Consider the following 21,523-nt stretch of genomic DNA (forward strand, 5'->3'; position numbering starts at 1 on the left):
TCTGGACTCTATCCAAAATGCGTATATCATGATATATTAATGGTATCGTATGATATAACGTTTGGTTAGATGCAGGGGGTAGATAGCATTGTCAACGGATTCGAGACCCATTTACGAGCGAATATTCGAAACGCTGCGTGAAGAAATTATACAACGTAAATATAACGTTGGAGACCGCGTTCCTTCAGAGAAGGAACTGGCGGATGAATATAACGTGAGCCGTATTACGAGTAAAAAGGCGCTGGAGATGCTGGCAGAAGAACGTCTCATCGTGCGTAAGCCAGGGAGAGGCTCCTTTGTCATGGAAGGAGGGGGAATTCCGTCTGAAGGACCATCTTCGGGTGAGAGAACCAAGCATACGCTGATAGGCTTAGTCATAACGGATTTCGGCAATACCTTCGGTACGGAGATGATTTATGGCATGGAGCAGGCTTCCGCTGAGCACGATAGTTTCCTAGTATTACGCAGATCGTTTGGTGTGCCTGAGAATGAAGTAAAGGCAATTCGATCGTTTCTTGAATTAGGCGTGGATGGCATTATTGTGTTTCCTGCACAAGGGGAGTTCTATAATGATGAACTTCTTAAGTTGGTCATACAGCAATTTCCCTTAGTCCTGGTTGACCGTCATCTCAAAGGGGTAGCCGCGGCTTCGATTAGTACAGATAACATAACCGCTGCTCGCACGGGTGCTGACTATTTACTTGATTTGGGGCATAAACAGATTTGCTTACTTACGCCGCCGCCTATGGATACAACAGCTATTGAGGACCGTATTGAAGGCTTCGTCCGAGCTCATGCGGAACGCGGGGTCATGGTTGACCGATCGCTCTGGTTAGATGAAATCACCTCTACGCTGCCAAATTCATTTCATTCACCTAATATTGATAAAGATATCGATATGATTAAGGAGCACCTGCGAAGCAATCCGCAAATTACCGCCTTGTTCGCTATGGAATACAATATTGCTCTATTAGCTAAGGCTGCTGTGGAACAAATGGGACTTCGGATACCTGGGGATATTTCAATTATTTGTTTTGATAGCCCTCCTACGACGCTTGGCAGCGGCTATCGCTTTACCCATCTGATCCAAGCGGAGGATGAAATCGGCAAGCTCGCTGTAGAGAATGTGCTAAAGCTGAAGCGAGGCGAGAAGGTAGCCAATAAAATAAGTCTGGACGCCAAATTAATCATTGGGGAGTCAACAGGACCCTCCAAATGATACGGCGGATAATCATCATGGATATCGAAACTTGAGACTGCTAATCTAGTAGTCTCTTTTTAATTGGTATATCAAATGATTTAAATAGTATGTAAATAGTATGATAAATATATATTGACATACTGTATACATACCAATATAATCGTAAATGTAAGCGGTTTATTTATCGGAATAGAGAGGAGCGAGCCCGATGACGAATGAGGCTAAGTTACCTGCATCAATGAGTAAACTCATTGAGCAAGTAAGTAATGAATTACTGAAGAAACAACGGCCGAAGCTAGCTGCCATGTTCCGCGATTGCTTCTCCAACACGTATCAAACAACGATTCAAAGCCTAGAGGACGGATCAACTTTTGTAATCACCGGTGATATACCTGCCATGTGGCTGCGTGACTCATCGGCTCAGGTTCGAGCTTATCTGCTTCTAGCGAATGAGGATCCCAACTTGGCGGATATGATTGAAGGTGTCGTTAAGCGGCAAATGCAATATATTCAACTTGATCCGTATGCCAATGCATTTAATATGGAGCCAACCGGCGCAGGTCATGGGCAGGACTTGACCCATATGAGCCCTTGGATCTGGGAGCGTAAATACGAAATCGATTCGCTGTGTTATCCTATTCAACTCAGTTATTTACTTTGGAAAGCAACAGGGAGAACCGCACATTTCAATGAGGCCTATCGATCTGCTGTTCGTGCGATCCTTAATCTTTGGCGGGTTGAACAAGACCATGAAACGAAGTCTCCTTATCGCTTCCAGCGACTGCATTGTCCTCCGACAGACACGTTAACGAGAGATGGAAAGGGCAGTCCAGTAGGCTATACAGGAATGACTTGGTCAGGTTTTCGCCCTAGCGACGATGCTTGTTCGTACGGATATTTGATTCCGGCAAACATGTTTGCCGTTGTGGTGCTGGGTTATATCGCTGAAATCGCAGAGCAGGTGTGGCAGGATGCCAGTCTAATCGGTGAATCACTTAAGCTTGCCTCTGAGATTAAACAGGGAATAGAAGCATTCGGAATGATTGAGCATCCCAAGCTTGGTACAGTGTTTGCTTATGAGACGGACGGACTTGGCAACTTCAATCTGATGGATGATGCCAACGTACCTAGCTTGCTCTCGATTCCATACTTAGGATATGTCGGCGAATCCGATCCCATTTATCAGCATACACGCAGCTTTATACTTAGTGATGAAAACCCTTACTTCTATAAGGGGAAAGCGGCTCAGGGAATCGGCAGTCCGCATACGCCGGATCGCTACATTTGGCATATTTCACTTGCGGTTCAAGGCCTTACTGCTTCAAGCCGGGAGGAAAAGCTGCGTATCCTTGATATACTAGCCAACACCGATGCAGGAACGGGATTGATGCATGAGGGCTTCCACGTAGACGATCCGTCGCAATATACGCGGCAATGGTTCTCTTGGGCGAACTCCATGTTTAGCGAGTTGGTGTTAGACGTATGTGGCCTATCGATTAAGGAGCTGTTGAATGATCGCGTAAACGCATCGTACTCATCCTAGGTTATTCAGGGGGTGGAACCCCTTTTAACTAGCAACTGCACTTATAACGTTTACTTAAAAAGGGAGGAAGAAACATGAAAAAATGGATGACCGTTTTAACTGCTCTCTCGCTCACGTTTAGTTTGGCAGCATGCAGCACTAAAACTGGCGGGGATCAAACGGCTGAAAGCAAAAAGCCTGAGGCCACGACAGCACCGGCAGCATCGACAGCCGCCACCAAAGGAGCACCGGTAGAAATTACGTTCTGGGGAGACTGGGGCGGAGAAGGTGAAAAGCAGTTTGTGATGATGGCTGATGCTTTTAATAAATCCCAAGACAAGATTAAAGTTAAATATGTTTTGCAGGAAGATATGATCACGAAGTTTCTAACTGCGGCTACCTCAGGCGGCTCACCTGATATTATGTTCTGGGATAGATGGCGTACTTCGCTGTATGCATCCAAGAACGTGCTCCACCCGATAGACGATTATTTGAAAAAAGACAATATTAACCGTGGTGATTATTACGATGAAGCCTTGAAGGAGCTTTCCTCTGGCGGCAAGCTGTATGGTCTTCCTTTGACGGTTGATGCACGCGCACTGTTTTATAATAAGAAATTGTTCGCCGAGAAGGGTCTTCAGCCGCCGAAAACCTGGGATGAGCTGGAAAACGCAGCCAAGCAGTTAACGGTATGGGAAGGCGATAAGCTGGTTCGTTCCGGGATGTCGATGCAGGATAATGGCCTGTTCAATATGTGGCTGCAGCAAGCAGGCGGCTCCATGATGACAAGCGATCTAAAGAAAACGAATTTCAATAATGATCAGGGCAAGCAGGTCCTCGATTTCTGGGATAAGCTGATCAATAAGGATAAGGTGTATAAAGTTGGGTTTGAAAAGGGGCTTGGCGAAGGTACGGATGCTTTCGTAACCGGCAAAGTAGCTATGACCTATACAGGTCCATGGATGCTATCGACTTATAAGAAATACGGCAAGGACCTTGATTTCGGTGTTGTTCCTCCACCAACTGGACCTGGCGGCGCCAAAGGAAGCGTAATGGGCGGCTTCGGTCTTGTAATCCCAGCGGGCTCCAAGCATAAAGACGAGGCATGGGAATTCGAGAAGTGGTGGTTAGCGAATAAAGACAACACGCTGCTATGGGCGAAAACAAGCTTAAACCTGCCAGGCTTCAAACCGGCGCTGCAGGATCCGTTCTTCAAGGACGATCCGAACTGGAAGCCATTCATGGATACACTGGAATTCGCGAAGATTCGTCCGCAGCATCCAGGATACTCGGTTATGGAAGGCGATGGTCTGATGCCGAATATTGAGCTATTCATTCAAGGTAAGCAGGATGCGGCTGCGACGCTCAAGAAGGGGCAAGAGCAAGGTGATAAGCTGCTAGATCAGAACGCAGCAGGGAAGTAACTAGAAATGTGGGGGAGGGTTAACCCTCCCTTTTTGTGGAAGGGGGAATTCTCTTGGCATCGATAACCAAGCTGGGTCGACATCAAGCTAGGATGGGTTATCTCTTTATTACGCCAACGATTTTGCTATTTATTATTTTTACGATCATTCCGGTCATCATGGCATTCTATCTAAGCTTCACGAATTATGACATTGTGAGTAAAAATGATTTCGTTGGATTGGATAATTACAAGCGGTTGGCCGAGGATAATATCTTTTGGACGACGCTGAAGAACGTTTTGTTTTACTCTGTCCTTTATATTCCGCTGAATATTGCCATTTCTTTATCGATGGCCTTGCTGTTTATGCGCAGCCGCTTCGGCGTAAAGCTGTTTCGTACAGCTGGGTATTTGCCAACGTTAACCTCTGGCGTTGCTGCGGCCACGGTTTGGATATGGCTGCTAAACCCAGAGTTCGGACTCGTGAACGATATCCTGAGCAAGTTCGGAATCACAGGACCTTCATGGTTGGCTGAAATGCCCTACGCCATGCTGTCCATTGTGTTAGTGACCTTGTGGCAGTCCGTTGGATCGAACATGATCATTTATTTAGCGGGACTTAATGGGGTTCCCGATCATCTGTATGAATCCGCAAAGCTGGATGGAGCTAATGCTTGGCAGTCCTTTCGCTATATTACTTGGCCAGTGTTAAGGCCAACCACCTTTTTTGTAAGTACAATGGCCATTATTGGTGCGCTGCAGTTATTTGACCAGGCGTTCGTATTGACCAAAGGCGGTCCTGCCAACTCAACGAAAACAACGGTGTATCACATTTATCAGCAGGGCTTCAACCAGCTCCAAATGGGCTATGCCGATGCTATGGCGTTTGCGCTGTCTATCATTATTTTAGTATTTTCGCTCATTAATATGAGACTAAACAAAGAGGAATCCGTGATCTAGGAGGGATGGAAAGTGAAACAACAAACCTATTGGCAAACGACAATCATGTATATCATTTCCATCGCCGTCTGCATCGTCATGGTCGTCCCGTTTGTATGGAGTCTTATCACTTCCATCCGTCCGGATGAAGAGATTTTCATGCTGCCGATTCAATGGATTCCTTCTAGCATAACGTTGGAGCATTATCGCAAGGCGTTTGAGCTCGTTCCATTTGGTCTGTATTTTTGGAATTCCTTTTACCTTGCGTTCATGGGAGTGCTCTTCAACTTGCTATTTGGCTCTTTAAGCGGTTATGCCTTCGCTAAGCTTCATTTCCGTGGAAGAGATACGATGTTCAAAATTCTGCTCGCTGCCATGATGATACCTGGTGTTGTGACGATGATCCCGCAATTTTTTGTGCTGAAGCACATTCCTTTCCTGGGAGGAAATGATTGGCTGGGCGGTGGCGGCAATGGCTTGCTCAATTCATTTTGGGCGATTATTTTGCCAGGAGCGTCGGGATCCTTTGCGGTATTTTTTATGAGGCAATTTTTCGTCTCTTTACCTAGTGATTTGCAAGAAGTGGCTCGAATTGAAGGCAGCGGGGAGCTTCGTATCTTTTGGAACATTTATATTCCACTCGCGAAGCCGGCGTTGGCTACACTCGGCATATTTACCTTTCAAGCAGGCTGGAACAGCTTTCTCGGCCCGCTCATTATGCTTAACGACCCTGCCAAGAAAACGATTCAGCTAGGCTTAGCTGCTTTTACTTATAACAAACAGGTCGACTTCGGCCCGTTGATGGCAGGTGCTTTAATTGCGGTAGTGCCGATCCTGATCTTGTTCCTGCTGCTGCAGAAGTATTTTGTGCAAGGAATCGCTTTTACAGGAACGAAAGGATAGTACGCAAGTCGGACAGATAGGTGAAGCGAATTGACAATTCGATTAAAAATGATCATAGCCCTGATGATTGTTGGGATAGGCATCATCATGGCTGCTAGCTGGGGAGTGGAGACAATGGACAATAACAATAAGATGACCGATGTGCAAGTGAGCACAAATAGAGAAACCTGGGAGCAGCGTGCGGATCTTGCGCAAGCCGGTCTGCTAAAGCAATATTGGAATGGAAAGTTGAACTTATTCGATAATTTGTCGCCTTGCAACGATCTATGCAATGAGAAGTTCCATTATTGGTGGCAAGCGCATGGTGTAGATACGCTGGTGGACGCTTATGCGAGAACGGGCGATGCGGCGTATAAGGGATACCTGGCGAACATGTATCAGGGGATTTTGGACCGCAATGGCGGCGTATTGCCGAATGATTTCTACGATGATATGGAATGGTTGGCTTTAGCTTGGCTCCGTGCTTATAACGCTACAGGCGAGGAGAAATACAAGGAAGCCGCGATTGAGCTTTGGGAAGATATTAAGACGGGCTGGAACGAAGAGCAAGGCGGGGGCATTGCATGGCGCAAGCCGCAGCTTGATTATAAGAATACGCCGGCGAATGCTCCAGCAGTCATTCTAGCTGCTAGATTATATAAGCAGTTCGGCAAGTCGGAGGATCTAGCTTGGGCGAAAAAGATTTACGATTGGCAGAAAGCCAATCTCGTTGATCCGGACACGGGCTTCGTCTGGGATGGGAAAAACCGAGAGGGAGACGGCAAGATTGATAAGGGTTGGGAATTCTCTTATTGCCAAGGTGTTTACATCGGAGCAGGGGTAGCGCTGTATCAGGCGACTGGGGACAAGAGCTATCTGACCGATGCAGCCCGGACGGCACATGCTTCCAAGATCAGGCTGGCCAGTCCGGCAACAGGCATGCTGCCAAGTGAAAGCAATGGAGACGGCGGCTTGTTCAAAGGGATATACGTCCGTTATTTGGCGGAGCTCGTTCTTGCGGACCCTGGTCAGAAGGAGTCGCTTGAGCTTCTTGTAACGAATGCAGACAGTCTCTGGAAGTACGGGAGAGATGAGCAGCGCGTAATGTTCAGTAAATCATGGGCGGCAACACCTGAGCCTGCTGAGGATTTGAGCGTGAATCTGAGCGGCGTTATGCTGCTGGAGCGTATGGCTACGCTGGAGAAGCAAGGATTGCTGAAACAGAACGAATAAATTAAGAACAGGGGCAGCCGAAAATCTGTCCCTTTATTTTCAATACAGAGGAGTCGAGGGATAGATGAATGCGGCAGCGATGGCAGAACAACTGCAAACGACTTTGCACAAGCTTTATTGGAATCCAGATATACAGATTATGAATCAATGGGACGACAGTTTAACAGTCAATCGCCCTGACGAAAATTACTATTATTGGTGGCAAGCACATGCTGCGGATGTATTACTTGACGGCTACGCGCGAAACGGCAATGTGGACTATTTGAACCGATTAGAGCAGCTGTTCCACGGCATTCTTCGCTCTAACGGAGGAACGTTTCGCCATCAGTATTATGATGATATGCAGTGGATGGCTCTGGCTTGGCTAAGGGCTTACGACATGACTGGTGCTCAGATGTACCGGGAGAGTGTTGCCGACTTGTGGGAAGACATCCGAGGTGGATGGAATGCGTATATGGGCGGAGGGATTGCTTGGCGAAAAAATCAGCTCGATTACAAAAACACGCCAGCTAACGCTCCAGCGGCTATCCTAGCTGCACGCTTATTTCAACGATTTGGCGATGAGGCTGATCTGGCGTGGGCGCAAGAAATCTATGATTGGAACAAAAGGATGTTAACCGATCCCGCTGACGGGTTCGTGTGGGATGGCATCAATCGGCTCGGGGACGAGAAAATAGATAGGGACTGGCAGTTTACTTATTGTCAGGGCGTCTTCATTGGGGCAGGACTCGAATTATACACCTGCACAAGGGATTCAACTTATCTAGAGGGTGCCTGCCGCACGGTAATTGCGGTGAAGAGCCGATTGTGCGACAGTGCTACGGGGATGCTGCCCGATGAAGGAATCGACGATACAGGTTTATTTAAAGGAATACTGATCAGGTACCTGCTGAGGTTGGTGGATATTTACCCCGAATTTGAGCTGCCAGCTGAGATTATTGAACAAAATGCGATCATGCTAATGGAGCATGGCCTAGACGGCATCGGACGTGTCGGTACAGATTGGAGAAAGCCCCCTGAAGGTTCCATTCAGCTAAGTGTTATGCTAAGCGGCGTTATATTACTGGAGGCGTATGCATCACTTCAAACGAAGTAGAGACAAATTGGAGCTGAAGAGAGGTGAAATTTTGTAAAAATGAAAGCGTATTCATAGCGACTAGTTTTAACGAAGGGCGGTAAGACTATGGCTGACAAAAGCGCCTCATTGGCGGACGGTGAAGACGTGATTCAATGGCCTTTATCGGCAGCGGATAATATGACGACCAGTTAATTCCGTTAAACTAATCAAGCATTTTTCCTATATATCAAAAAAAGCGAAAGAACCTATCCCAACCGAATGGGAAGGTTCTTTTTAGTATTATTTAAACTCTACTGTATCTAAAATAAGCTCCAATCAAATTCCTGCGACAGCGTACCCAAAAGGTGAACGCCAGCTGTGCTGTTGCCTTTGCGGTTCAACGCCGGGCCGACCAAACCGATCCCGTATTGTCCGGGAACCATCGTTAAAATGCTCCCTGACACGCCGCTTTTGGCAGGCAGCCCAACGTTCATGGCGAATTCACCAGAGGCGTTGTACATACCACAGGTAAACATGAACGTCTTAGCGATCTGCACGAATCGCCGCGGAATAAGGCGTTGATTACGAATCGGATCTACGCCATTATGCGCTAGTACGAGGGCCATTCTAGCCAAGTCGGTACAACTCACTTCGACGGAACAATGGCTGAAATAGACGTTGAGGACGTCCTCAACGTCCCTATCCAGCACACCGTTGTCTTTCAGGAAGTAAGCTAATGAACGATTCCGGTGTGCGGTATCCGACTCAGATCGTAACACACTTTGATTAATTTCAAGTGAAGGATTATGAGCGATATCTCGGAAAAAATGTAGAATCCGTTCAACCTGCTCCGTAGGATCACTACCTGCAATCAAGGATGAAATCGCAATTGCCCCAGCATTGATAAGCGGGTTAAAGGGGATGCCGGGCTCGACGAGTTCGAGCTTCAGCATCGAGTTGAAATCGTCTCCGGTAGGCTCCATTCCCACCTTGGAGAATACAATCTCTTCACCGTTATCCATTAAGGCCAAAATTAGCGTAAATACTTTCGAAATACTTTGTAAGGTAAAACGGAAATCAGAATCGCCGGCCACAGAGATATTTCCTTCAGTATCCATAATACAGATACCTAAAACATCGGCTGGAGCGTTAGCAAGTTCAGGAATGTAGGAAGCAACATGTCCGTCTGATGTATGTGCCTTGCTCTCCGTAACCCACTGAGGCAAGTGTTCCTTGAGATGTTTCCATGTTTCTGCGTGTTGTGTATGACTCATTCAGAAGTCATTCCTTCCTCATTCTCTTATGCTTTCCAAGCCTGTGGATGGTTATCACTGATAAGCTCCGTTGCACTTGCATTCGCAATAACCTGTTCAGGGTTTTTACAGCCTGGAATGACCGTTGTAACGGCATCATGTTTCAAACACCAAGCTAATGCCCATTTGGCCATATCCATTCCTTCAGGAACTTCTTCTTTTTGGATGCGCTGCACATCCTCAAGCTTCTGTTTCACACTCTCGGCATCATGACGATGGCGAACGTCTGTGTTGCTGAATACCGCACCAGGCTTATATTTACCGCTCAAATAGCCGCTAGCCAAAGGGACACGTGCTAATACGCCAAGATCTTGATTCACACAGGAAGGGAAAACAAGCTCTTCTGGGGCTCGATCCAAGCGGTTGTACACAACTTGAGTGGCTTTGGAATTGACCTTGCTGGAGGCGTCGGTTTGATGAATATTAGCATTACTACCAATGGATGTTCCCAGATGACGGATTTTCCCGGCTTGAACTTGTTTGTCTAAAGTTGTCCAAAGCACATCATTATCAAATAAAGCATCTGGTCCGGAATGGAATTGATATAAGTCAATGTAGTCCGTTTGCAAAGCTTTCAGAGAATCGTCCAGTTGTTTGATAACGCCTTCGGAACTGAAATCATCTGTTCGGGTGAACAGATCGTGGAAATGGTGGCCAAATTTTGTAGCCACGATCCAGTTATCGCGATTGCGGCGGGATAAGTAATTACCGATAAAAGATTCCGATAGATGGTCACCATAGCATTCTGCTGTATCGATCAGATTTATACCAAGATCGGCTGCTTGATCGAGAATAGCATCTACTTCAGCTTGTGAGTAAGTAAGTCCCCACTCTCCGCCGAACTGCCAAGTTCCAACACCTACAATGGAAACTTTCAAATCCGTTTTACCAAGTCTGCGATATTTCATGGCGAGCACTCTCCTTTTTTTAAGGTATCCAAGTTTATTAAACGCTATAGCTTGCTTCGTGTCAAAAAGAAAAGGCTCTTTCCTCTCCAATTAGAGAAAAGAGCCTTTTTGTATTAAGCGATTCCTGGCGAAAGTTCATTTTCGTTTTCTTTTTGGTTATTTGATTTCTTGGATTTGCGGTCAGAAACTTTAATGTTACCAATAACAGTGTCAGAACAGCCCCAAGTAAAACGAACACTAAGCCTACAATAAACACTTGGTGAAGCGATGTAACCAGGGCATTTTTTAGAATTGGCAGCATGTGCTCCACGAATTCTTTTGGCATTTTGGCCAAGGTTTCAGGACTTAGTAAGGAAGAATATAAAGTTTGTGGATTGGTATGAATCATATCCGTCATTTCTGTAGCCAGCCCGTTTGCTTCCGCGGGAAGCTGATTGACAACAGGAGTTAAATCTTGTTCTAACAGCACAGTTGACTTGTGGTTCATAATGGCTCCGAGAATCGTCATACCGAATGTACCGCCAATTTGACGGAAGAATTGACTGGATGACGTAACGACACCAAGCTCGGATTTCGGAAAGCTCTCTTGTAAAGCAAGTGTTAGGATTGGCATAACTAGACCCATACCTAGACCAAGAATCAACATATAACTTGAAGCGATCAACTTCGTCGTGCTTATGCCCATGGTGCCAAGGAAATAGAAACCGATAGCCATAATAATCATACCACCAAGCATTTGCTTACGAACACCGATTTTTTGAATGAATTGACCGGAAACAACGCTGGCTGCAATCATTGTAATCATGAGCGGCGTCATCACTGTACCTGATGCTGAAGCACTGATACCGACAATGCCTTGCATGAAGAGAGGAACGAACATAATAGCTCCGAACATACCGACAGCCATAAGGAATCCTACACCGTTAATTGTTGTAAATGTTCTATTTTTAAATAACCGAACAGGAAGGATCGGCTCATCTGCTTTACTTTCAATAATAACGAAGGAAACCAAGGATACAATGGCCAGCGCAAAAAGCCCAATAATTTGCCATGAGAACCAAGCAAAATCTTTACCGCCAAAAGTTAATGCAAGCAGTAAGCTGACGACCCCGACAATCATGGTGACAATACCCGGAATATCGAACTTTACTTTGCCGTTTGCTTTATGCTTCGGTAATGCAATTGCAATTAAGACAACAGCAAGGATACCGACAGGAAGGTTGATGTAGAATACCCAACGCCAATTCAATGCGTCAACAATCCAACCACCGACTTGGGGGCCAATAACCGATGATAAACCGAAGATCGCACCGAATACGCCCTGCCATTTGGCACGTTGTTTACCTGTAAATAAGTCTCCGATAATAATCATCGCCATGGGCATCATAATACCACCGCCAACACCTTGCAAACCGCGGAATAGGATCAGCTCGGTCATGTTTTGAGACATCCCGCATAAGGCGGAAGCCGCGATAAAGATAACTAAACCTGTTACATAAATGACACGACGACCAATTAAATCAGCAAGTTTACCTGCAATTGGAACGACAACCGTTGATGTTAACATGTAAGCAGTAGTCAACCAAGCCATGAGACCAAGACCGCCGAATTCACCAACGATACGCGGCATAGCCGTTCCAACAATTGTTCCGTCTAAAGCGCCAAATAGCATGGCAATAATAAGTCCGGTAAGCAGGAGACCACGATTTTTGAGTTCTGGTGCTGCTGCTTCTATAGATTTCTCTGAAGCTATTTTTTGTATGTTTTCCAAATGTACCACTCCTTAATGAGATGAAATTAATAATAATCAGTAAGTTTTTCAAAAGCACTCACAAGAATTCGCATTTCTTCAGGGGGAAGCTGTGACAGTCCACGAGCAATCACTTCTTTCTGGACATCTTCCGCTTGTTTGAGTATGGCTTTCCCGGTTTCGGTTATTTCAACCAGCACGATCCGTCGATCTGTCTCATGGTGTTTCCGAATAACATGCCCACTTTGGACAAGTCGATCAATCATAACAGTGATCGCACTTGGTTTAACGCCCAGTTTCTCAGCAAGATGAGTTTGTTTCGGAGCGCCTTCTTTAGAAATCATGAATAACATGAATATTTGTGGCTTCGTTAACTCCGAATTTAACTGGCTAAGTACAGTGTGGCTAATTTTCCGATGTGCGGTTTCAAATGTTGTGCGGAAACGATTCGTATAAGCAATCAGTTCATCTTCCATATCGAAATCCTCCTTACTACTTAATTAAAGTATAAAATCATTAAACAATAAAATGTTTATATGAATTAATATTTAAACTGTTTAAGTAAAATATACGCCGATGATGTTTCGAAGTCAACAGGGAAATTCAGTGCCCAAGGCTAGTTCACTTGCATATCAGGCATATCTTGCATATAATAATTGATACACATACGCGAAAATGCTTTGACGGAGAAGAGTACGCAGTGCTTCTTGACAGGGAGGGAAAGCCAATGATTGAGAGCTATCCCCGAGAATTAGGCTGCTGAAGTTCGCTCCCGAGCAGTCCTTTGAACGGAAGCTTAACCAATAGCTTCTAATTAGAAGGAACCGGACACATCGTCCGTTATCTGAAATGAAGTGAGAATCGTTTATTTGGCTTATTTGCCGGTGAATGAATCTAATTAGGGTGGTACCACGGCTTTTCGTCCCTTGTGAGGGAGCGGAAAGTCTTTTTTGTGTTTTCATTTAGGGTGATTCAGGGGCCTAATTCAGGAGGGATTTCGATGAAAGAGCGGTTGGAAGCTTTAAAGCAGGAAGCGCTGCAGGAGCTAAGCGGCGTACAAAGTCAGCAGGAGTTGAACGATTTACGTATTAAGTATTTGGGCAAAAAAGGACCATTAACCGAGGTGTTACGCGGTATGGGCGCATTAAGTGCAGAAGAAAGACCCCTTATCGGCCAAGTAGCGAACGACGTTCGTGCAGCCATCGAAACCGTTATTGAAGAGAAGCAAGCAGCGTACCAACAACAAGAAACAGAGAACAGACTTCGTGCGGAAATGATTGACGTAACGCTGCCAGGTCGTCCATCACAGCAAGGGGCCGTACATCCATTAAGCAAAGTTATTCAAGAAATTGAAGACATTTTCATTGGAATGGGGTACACCGTAGCTGAGGGTCCAGAGGTAGAGCAGGACTACTACAACTTTGAGGCGCTTAATCTGCCGAAGGATCACCCAGCTCGCGATATGCAGGACTCGTTCTATATCACGGATGAGATTCTAATGCGTACACAAACCTCCCCAGTTCAAGTTAGAACGATGGAGAAACGCAAAGGGGAAGTTCCGATCAAAATCATTTGTCCGGGCAAAGTGTATCGCCGTGATGACGATGATGCAACACATTCCCATATGTTTACCCAAATCGAGGGTCTGGTGATCGACCGTAACGTGCGAATGAGTGATCTGAAAGGAACCTTGCTCCAATTCGTTCAAGAAATGTACGGCAAAGAGACGAGAATTCGCTTACGCCCAAGCTTCTTCCCATTCACAGAGCCAAGCGTAGAAGTGGACGTGAGTTGTGCGATGTGTGGCGGCGTTGGTTGCCGTACATGCAAACAAACAGGATGGTTAGAAATTCTTGGAGCGGGCATGGTACATCCACGCGTTCTGGAGATGGGTGGATATGACCCGAAGGAATACACAGGATTTGCATTCGGAATGGGCGTTGAGCGCATTGCGATGCTGAAATACGGGATTGAAGATATTCGTCATTTCTACACGAACGATTTGCGGTTCTTAAAGCAATTCTTACACTTGTAAGCATCAGGAAAAGGAGGGGTTAAGCATGAAGGTTTCTTATCAATGGTTATCGGAATATGTCGATGTATCAGGTTTCACAGCCGAGGAATTAGCAGAAAAACTTACCCGAAGCGGCATCGAAGTGGATATCGTGGAAGATCGCAATAAGGGTGTAACGAACGTAGTCGTTGGATTTGTAAAATCACGCGAAAAACACCCAGATGCAGATAAATTAAGTGTGTGTATCATTGATGCCGGACAAGGCGAAGATTTGCAAATCGTTTGCGGGGCTAAAAATATAGATGCAGGACAAAAGGTGCCTGTTGCCATGATTGGAGCCGTGCTGCCTGGCGGATTACAAATCAAACGCGCTAAGCTGCGCGGCGTAGAGTCACAAGGCATGATTTGTTCAGCCAAAGAGCTTGGTCTGAACGACAAGCTGCTGCCGAAGGAAATTCAAGAAGGCATCCTAGTACTGCCTGAAGATACCGAAATCGGCAGTTCAATTCTTGATATCCTTGCTATCAACGACAAGGTACTAGAGCTTGATCTGACACCAAACCGCTCCGATTGCTTAAGCATGCTCGGAGCTGCTTATGAGATCGCAGCGATCCTCGGACGCGGCGTCAAACTGCCTGATGCGGAAGCAGCGCGCGGGGCGGCTGGAACAGCCGCAGTGAAAGCTGCTGATCGCATCAGTGTGAAGATCACAGCGACGGAGCAGTGCTCGCACTACGCGGCTCGCCTTATCGAAGGCGTACGCGTCGGCACTTCTCCGCTGTGGATGCAGAACCGTTTAATGGCGGCTGGTATCCGCCCGATCAACAACATCGTAGACATCACGAATTTCGTGATGCTTGAATTCGGTCAACCGCTCCATGCTTTCGATGCTGAGCAGTTGGACAATGGCCACATCGATGTACGCCTCGCTGAGGCTGGCGAGAAGCTCGTAACGCTCGACGATGTGGAGCGTACACTTGAGCCGCACATGCTGCTCATCACGGACGGCACGAAGCCGGTAGCGATCGCAGGTGTTATGGGCGGCGCTAACTCCGAAGTAACAGAAGGCACAACGCGGATCTTGCTTGAATCCGCCAAGTTCGCAGGCAGCTCTGTACGCCGAACGTCGCGCCAGCTAGGGCTCCGCTCTGAAGCGAGTCTTCGCTTCGAGAAAGAAGTGAACCCGGAAGCGGTGCTTCCGGCATTAAACCGTGCAGCTGCGTTAATGGCTCAGTACGCAGCAGGTCAAGTCGCTGACGGCATCGTTGAAGCCGTAGCGGGCTCACAAAAACCGGTCAGCATCGAGCTTGCAGCTGACCGTGTGAACAATTATCTCGGCACTGAACTTTCTTTGGCCGAGATGGGTCAAATCATAGAGCGCCTGCACTTCACATTCGAGCAGGCAGGCGAAGGCAAGCTGCTCGTGCATGTGCCGAGCCGCCGTGGAGACATCACACGGGATGTCGATTTGATCGAAGAAGTAGCACGACTTTTCGGCTACGACAACATCCCGACAACCTTAATGACCGGCGTGACGACACCCGGCTCCTTGACCAAAGAGCAGTCGATCCGTCGTATTACTCGGAATCTCCTGACTCAAAGCGGACTGCATGAAGTCATCACTTATTCCTTCACGCAGCCGGATCAAACCGTTTCGCTGCCGGGTCTATACCCAGCGGCAAAGCCAATCTCGCTCGCTATGCCAATGAGCGAGGATCGCAGCCAACTTCGTACTAGCTTGCTGCCGCATCTGCTAGACGTTGTTAGTTATAATCGTAACCGTACGATGGATGACGTGGCTATTTTCGAAATCGGCAAAGTATTCATTACAGATCAATCTTCACTTACAGCTTTGCCGAAAGAGAAGCTTCTCCTCTCCACTGTATTGACAGGCAAACGCCGTCAAGCACATTGGGCACAGAAGTCCGAGGCTGTCGACTTTTATGATATCAAAGGTGTTTTTGACCGTCTTGTAAGCTACCTAGGCGTTAAAGGACTCACCTATCAATCTGCCTCTCCAGATGGTTTCCATCCGGGCAGAACAGCTGAGCTCCTATTAAACACAGCTGAAGGTAAGCAGGTCATAGGTCGAATCGGCCAACTGCATCCTACAGTCCAACAGCAGCGTGATCTTGATGACACTTACGTACTTGAGGTTGAGCTTTCCCCAATCTTAGAAGCTGCTGGAGATGCAATTGTATATAAATTGCTGCCGCGTTATCCGTCCATTGGGCGCGATCTTGCTGTAGTAGTTAACGCTAGTGTACCAGTAGGTCTAATGGAGCAAACCATCACCGAAGTTGCCGGAGACTTGTTGGAATCTATTCAAGTATTCGATATCTATACAGGAGAACGTTTAGGCGCAAATCGCAAAAGTGTAGCCATTGCCTTAGTATACCGTCACGCAGAGAGAACACTGCAGGATGAAGAAGTAACAGAGCTCCATGCCAAAGTTGTTCAAACCCTGGAACAACAATATGAGGCAGAGTTAAGAAAATAGTGTAACTTTCATTTAAGTTGCAGGAAAACAGGCTGGTCTTATCGAAATTACACTCGATAGGGCCAGCCTTTCATCTAAGGGAGGATATAAAAAAGTGAACGCTGAAGATAAAACGAGGATTACCGTTGATATATATGGACACCAATACAAATTAAAAGCAAGCACCAGCACCAATTACATGAAGCGAGTAGCTGAATACGTGAACGACCAAATGTTTCGTATTGCAAAGGGCTATCCGCGGCTAGATTCACAGAAAATCGCCGTTCTAGCTGCCGTGAACATGGCTGATGAGTGCTTCCGTATGAACGAAATCATGGAGGAACTAACCAAAGCCCAAAAGGACCAAGAAGCGACCAAAGCTGCCTATGATAAATTAATCGTAAACTTTAACGATTTAAAACAAGAATACGAGCAACAACAGACATCCATAAGTGAACAAAATGCTCAGCTAGTACAAAGTAACCAAGCGCATGAGCAAATGAAACAAGAAGTGCAGAAAGCAAAACAAGAACAAGAGCAATTGAGGCAACAACTACAACAAGCTAAACAACAGCAAGAGCAAGCCAAGCAACAACTAGAACAAGTCAAACAACAGCTAGAGCAGGAAAAACGTCAACAAATACAAGTAAGACAACAGCTAGACCAAGAAAAACAACAACACCAACAAACAAAGCAACAATTCGAACAAGAGAAACAACAAAAAGCACATCAGCTTCAAAAGCTGAACGAACAACACAGAGTCGAAAAACAGTCCCTCTCAGAAATCCACTTGCAAGACAAAGAAATGTTACATCAGCAATATCAACAAGACAAAGAAGCATTAATGCAGCAACATCTGCAGGACAAAGAAATCATAAACATGCAACATCAAGAAGAGATCTTTAAGCTTTCGAATCAGCATCTAACGGAAAAGGAAACACTCGTTAATCAACATCAAGAGGAACTTGAAAACATCACAATCCAACATCAAACGGAACTTGAAACTATCAAAAACCAACTTCAAGAGAGAATAGATACAATTACGAACCAACATCAAGAAGAAATAGAAACTCTCACAACCGCGCACCAAGAGGAAATAGAAACACTCACCGCCCTTTATCAGGACGAGGCTGATGCTAAGGTTCTACGTTTCGAGCAAGATAAAGGCAATCTAGTTGGGGAATTCCAAGAACGACAAACAAACATTATTCAACAGCTTGAAGACCAAAAATCAACCATTATTACACAATATCAAGCCCAAATTGATGCTTTACTAGAGCAGCAGCAATTAGAACGAAGTGCCCTTGCTCAACATTTTGAAGAACAAAAAGAACGGATTTTAGCCCAGGCCCGCAGAGAAAAAGAAGAATTAATGCAACAAAGTTTGAACGATGAGGCTCAGCAAAAAGAACTTCAAAACATCAAAGAAGAGTATAAAGAACTGCGCGAGGAATATGCTAAACTGCAGAATGAATACAATGAGTGGATCGAGCTTGTAGAAACAGATAGCCCTGGCAGGTAATCCACAGTGACACTGAATACATTAGACTATGTCATGTTGTCGATAGTAGCTTTGGGTCTGTTGCTTGGTTACTTTAGAGGATTTATTGCCCAGATTGTTTCGCTCTCAGGTTTTGTTCTTGCCTACCTCGTTGCATTTTATTTTTACAGGGATTTTGCCCCTCTGCTTCGAAACGCAGTTTCACTGCCTACCTATCAAAATTACCAAAAATACGAATTTATCGTAAAAGGCCTTAATCTGGATACCTATATCCTGAACGCTTTAGCCTTTGCTATATTGTTTTTTGGCGTAAAATTCGCACTAGTCATCGTAGGCAGAGCACTTAATATTCTAGCAAAAACTCCTGGCCTAAACTTCATCAACCGTTGGAGTGGCGCATTGTTGGGCTTAGCAGAAGCACTTTTGATCATCATAATAGCCGTCAATGTTATCACCATCATGCCCTCAGATGGACTTCAAAAACTGCTCTCAAGCTCAACCATAGCTCCATATTTAATTAACGAATTACCTAATATAGCAGGAAAACTCCAAGAACTCTGGAAACATGGAATCCCCTTATAGAAGCTGCCTACTTTTCTTATATAGAAAGGGCAGCTTTTATCAGTTCCACAACGTAGCTCACTAGCAGTACCAGTACCAGTACCAGCACTCCCCAACTTACATCCACTAAATATATGAGTTCTGTAGTATTACAAAGTGACGAAATACCATAACCAAAACCGACAATGACAACGACACCACAACAATGATAACGACAACCGACAACCGACCTATGACAACTACAAAACCACAACCACAACCACAACCACAACCACAACAACCGACAATGACAACGACATCACGACCGCGACCACAACCACGACCACACCGACAACGACAACCACACCGACAACGCGAGCTTCGCAAACATTATTCCAGAAATTGAGGCTTGGAACATCTAATAAAACTACTTTTCAGAGGTGAAATCAAAAACCAGTAACCTTTGCGACATGGCCTGAACAGCAAACCCTATAATTGCGAAAATACCATCAATCGAACCGATATCTTCTGAAATTATGTTTTCTGTAGTATCTACAATCATCAAAAAACTTTACTGAAGCCTTAAAACATTCTTTGTCACTCACCGAGACCAAACCAAACAGACCAGACCAGACCAGAACAAACCAAACCGAACCGAACAGAACCGAACCAAACCAAACCTGACAGAACTACTGCTTACAAAGTTCCAAAACTAAAGTTTAAAATTAATGATATTGAATAGTCGATACTTGATTTGATATTTGCTTTGTAGATACTACAGAAAATAAATATTCATGATATTAATCTCGGAAACATAAATTCTTTACATACAAACAAATGTTCTGTATAATACAAATATAGGAAATTATTTAAACTCGCATTAAACATTGAGAGGGGTTAATTCTTGGATACATATTTATTTGAATCGTTGGTTGACACTTTCAACACAGAGGAAGATTGTGTAAGATTTTTGATGAAAAGACGTTGGGCAAGTGGGTTTTGTTGTCCGAATTGTGATTATCATTTATTTTATATAGTGAAGACTCGCAATTTATTGGAGTGTAAAGAATGCCGCACGCAAATTTCGTTAACCGCTGGAACGGTTATGCATAAATCTAAGCTTTCCTTGATGCTGTGGTTCAAAGCTATACGAGTATTGATCCAGGATCGCCAAACTTATTCGATTACAGCGTTTGCGGGCTTGCTTGGAGTGAATTATCGAACTTCTAAGTTGATGCTGGAGAAGCTACAACTAGCTTTATATAAACAATATTCACGCATGGGTTCAAGTGCGGACAGGAAGCGTAAACAAAAAGTAGAGTCCAGCCAAAATAAAAGGAAGCATACAACTTTTAACTCTCGAAAGATCAACACCAACTTTTGTACGTTTATGTTCACAAATTCCAAGAGCATAAAGTATGTTGAAGATGTTTTGTTTAGAAAGTGGATGGATGCTTTCTTATCTGTTTATTTATTTCCTGTTTTTTTAAGGTATTATCAAGTGCTTTGACATAAACGTTGATGTCTGTTAATGTCACTTATGAAAACATGAATGAACTTGCTGCTTAAACGAGTACACCATTCATATTTAGAGCTGGTGGTTACTTTACCGTTAAGATCTCTAGCTCTATTCCATCGCTGTTGTTGTTGTTGTTGATTAATGGTAAAGAGAGGAATTTTGAAGGAAATCAGAGGAAATGCCATACCATCATCCGTATAAAAAAGCCTTACCGCTATATTGCCGCGATAAGGACTTATGAACTGATGACTTAAACTATTCAACAATTAATGTTGTTTTCATATTAGCGTGACCACTGCCACACATGATGGAACAGTTAATTGGGAAAGTACCCGCTTTATCTGGCGTAAAGGTAACTGTTTTGTTGCTGTTATCGAGGTTTATTTTGAATTCTTTAATGGATGCACCATGAACGCCTTGAGCATTATCAAGCGTAATTGTAACGGGCTCTCCTTTTTTGACACGATATTCGGATTGGTCAAATTTGAAGTTAGTGGCTTTCAATAAAACTTGCTGGCCTGCGGCTTGTGTAGTAGCAGCGGGAGAAGTAGATGACTGTGCTGATTTCGTATCTTTGTTTCCACAAGCGGCTATCGCAATGACTAAGACTATTCCCATAAAAAGAACGAGTAATTTCTTCATGTATACCCCTCCGAAATTGTATTGGTTTCCTTCATCATTGTACACGACCTCTTCCAAAAAAACAGTGACAAACTAGTGAATGAGATTGTTAACATAGAAAAGATCGGTCCGGCGAGTGAATACGCGGCAGACCGATCTTTTTTGGGCTTTAGCATGGTTATCAGTTATCGAAACTGATAGGTTGTTATCGACGATCTTTTCCTGTGATCCCTTGTTCAAAAGGGGTTTTCACAGGGATGAATAGGTCGATGATTCCGATGACTAAAGCAGCTAAAACGGCACCTATTATGCTCGTAGAAACATTACTCACGACAAACTGGGCGGCCCAAATGACAAGCGCGCTCACCAGAAAGCCTATGATTCCCCTGCCAAAGGGAGTGATTTGTTTGCCGAAGATCCCTTCAATGATCCAAGCAGCAACAGCAATGACCAAAGCTAGAAAAAATGCGCTCCAGAAACCGCCGACTTGAAACCCTGGAACTAACCAGCTGACAAACATTAAAACCAAAGCAGAAACAATAAACCTTACCAGATGTCCGAGAAGATGCATCTCGTGAACCTCCTTCTTTTTGTGATGAGAATAAGTTCTCATGACAAGAAGTGATTTTTTGCAAACAATGC

17 protein-coding genes and 1 pseudogene are annotated in these 21,523 nt (G+C 45.0%); 12 read left to right on the forward strand and 6 right to left on the reverse strand.

The genetic code is table 11. The annotated features are described in order from the left end of the window. The first annotated feature begins 88 nt into the window (after positions 1–88). The 7 genes from QFZ77_RS10675 to QFZ77_RS10705 all read left to right on the forward strand — a co-directional run bounded on the left by QFZ77_RS10675 (position 89) and on the right by QFZ77_RS10705 (position 8,275). A complete protein-coding gene (locus tag QFZ77_RS10675; protein WP_307439241.1) occupies positions 89–1,219 on the forward strand; it encodes a GntR family transcriptional regulator in 1,131 nt (376 codons plus the stop codon). Positions 1,220–1,409: 190 nt separating this feature from the next. After that, on the forward strand, positions 1,410–2,744 hold the full coding sequence (locus QFZ77_RS10680) for a glycoside hydrolase family 125 protein (protein ID WP_307439242.1): 1,335 nt from the start codon (positions 1,410–1,412) through the stop codon (positions 2,742–2,744). A gap of 74 nt (positions 2,745–2,818) precedes the next feature. Then, on the forward strand, positions 2,819–4,147 hold the full coding sequence (locus QFZ77_RS10685; protein ID WP_307439243.1) for an ABC transporter substrate-binding protein: 1,329 nt from the start codon (positions 2,819–2,821) through the stop codon (positions 4,145–4,147). A 92-nt stretch (positions 4,148–4,239) separates the two neighbouring features. Then, positions 4,240–5,085, forward strand: coding sequence for a carbohydrate ABC transporter permease (locus QFZ77_RS10690; RefSeq protein ID WP_084160062.1), 846 nt, complete (start codon positions 4,240–4,242; stop codon positions 5,083–5,085). A gap of 45 nt (positions 5,086–5,130) precedes the next feature. Continuing rightward, positions 5,131–5,967, forward strand: a complete 837-nt coding sequence (locus tag QFZ77_RS10695; protein ID WP_307449403.1) for a carbohydrate ABC transporter permease — start codon at positions 5,131–5,133, stop codon at positions 5,965–5,967. A gap of 30 nt (positions 5,968–5,997) precedes the next feature. Further along, on the forward strand, positions 5,998–7,179 hold the full coding sequence (locus QFZ77_RS10700; protein WP_307439245.1) for a glycoside hydrolase family 76 protein: 1,182 nt from the start codon (positions 5,998–6,000) through the stop codon (positions 7,177–7,179). 64 nt (positions 7,180–7,243) lie between these two features. Further along, complete coding sequence (locus tag QFZ77_RS10705; RefSeq protein ID WP_307439247.1) at positions 7,244–8,275, forward strand: glycoside hydrolase family 76 protein; 1,032 nt, start codon at positions 7,244–7,246, stop codon at positions 8,273–8,275. A gap of 281 nt (positions 8,276–8,556) precedes the next feature. Here the strand turns inward: QFZ77_RS10705 and glsA are convergent, their stop codons facing one another. The 4 genes and pseudogenes from glsA to QFZ77_RS10725 all read right to left on the reverse strand — a co-directional run bounded on the left by glsA (position 8,557) and on the right by QFZ77_RS10725 (position 12,683). Continuing rightward, positions 8,557–9,510, reverse strand: coding sequence for a glutaminase A (glsA, locus tag QFZ77_RS10710; protein WP_307439249.1), 954 nt, complete (start codon positions 9,508–9,510; stop codon positions 8,557–8,559). Between the two features lie 26 nt (positions 9,511–9,536). Continuing rightward, a complete protein-coding gene (locus tag QFZ77_RS10715) occupies positions 9,537–10,457 on the reverse strand; it encodes an aldo/keto reductase (RefSeq protein ID WP_307439251.1) in 921 nt (306 codons plus the stop codon). 113 nt (positions 10,458–10,570) lie between these two features. After that, positions 10,571–12,129: pseudogene (locus tag QFZ77_RS10720) on the reverse strand (MDR family MFS transporter). A 125-nt stretch (positions 12,130–12,254) separates the two neighbouring features. Continuing rightward, positions 12,255–12,683 carry a MarR family winged helix-turn-helix transcriptional regulator gene (locus QFZ77_RS10725; protein WP_307439254.1) on the reverse strand — a complete coding sequence of 143 codons (429 nt, stop codon included), beginning with the start codon at positions 12,681–12,683 and terminating at the stop codon, positions 12,255–12,257. 524 nt (positions 12,684–13,207) lie between these two features. On the opposite strand from QFZ77_RS10725, the gene pheS reads away from it, so the two are divergent. From pheS to QFZ77_RS10750, 5 genes are all read left to right on the forward strand, one after another. Continuing rightward, positions 13,208–14,242: a phenylalanine--tRNA ligase subunit alpha gene (pheS, locus tag QFZ77_RS10730; RefSeq protein WP_307439256.1), complete on the forward strand. Its 1,035-nt coding sequence runs from the start codon at positions 13,208–13,210 to the stop codon at positions 14,240–14,242. 25 nt (positions 14,243–14,267) lie between these two features. Then, complete coding sequence (pheT, locus tag QFZ77_RS10735) at positions 14,268–16,721, forward strand: phenylalanine--tRNA ligase subunit beta (RefSeq protein ID WP_307439258.1); 2,454 nt, start codon at positions 14,268–14,270, stop codon at positions 16,719–16,721. A 94-nt stretch (positions 16,722–16,815) separates the two neighbouring features. Next, positions 16,816–18,222 (forward strand): cell division protein ZapA, encoded by a 1,407-nt coding sequence (locus QFZ77_RS10740; protein WP_307439259.1) that lies wholly within the window; start codon positions 16,816–16,818, stop codon positions 18,220–18,222. A gap of 6 nt (positions 18,223–18,228) precedes the next feature. Beyond that, complete coding sequence (locus QFZ77_RS10745; protein WP_307439261.1) at positions 18,229–18,783, forward strand: CvpA family protein; 555 nt, start codon at positions 18,229–18,231, stop codon at positions 18,781–18,783. Between the two features lie 862 nt (positions 18,784–19,645). Continuing rightward, positions 19,646–20,251, forward strand: coding sequence for a transposase (locus QFZ77_RS10750; protein WP_307439263.1), 606 nt, complete (start codon positions 19,646–19,648; stop codon positions 20,249–20,251). Between the two features lie 264 nt (positions 20,252–20,515). On the opposite strand, the gene QFZ77_RS10755 is transcribed toward QFZ77_RS10750, so the two are convergent. Next, entirely contained in the window at positions 20,516–20,902 is a 387-nt protein-coding gene (locus tag QFZ77_RS10755; protein ID WP_307439265.1) for a cupredoxin domain-containing protein, read from the reverse strand. Between the two features lie 184 nt (positions 20,903–21,086). Continuing rightward, on the reverse strand, positions 21,087–21,452 hold the full coding sequence (locus QFZ77_RS10760; protein ID WP_307439268.1) for a phage holin family protein: 366 nt from the start codon (positions 21,450–21,452) through the stop codon (positions 21,087–21,089). Between the last annotated feature and the right edge of the window lie 71 nt (positions 21,453–21,523).

Source organism: Paenibacillus sp. V4I3, assembly GCF_030817215.1.
GTDB lineage: Bacteria > Bacillota > Bacilli > Paenibacillales > NBRC-103111 > Paenibacillus_E.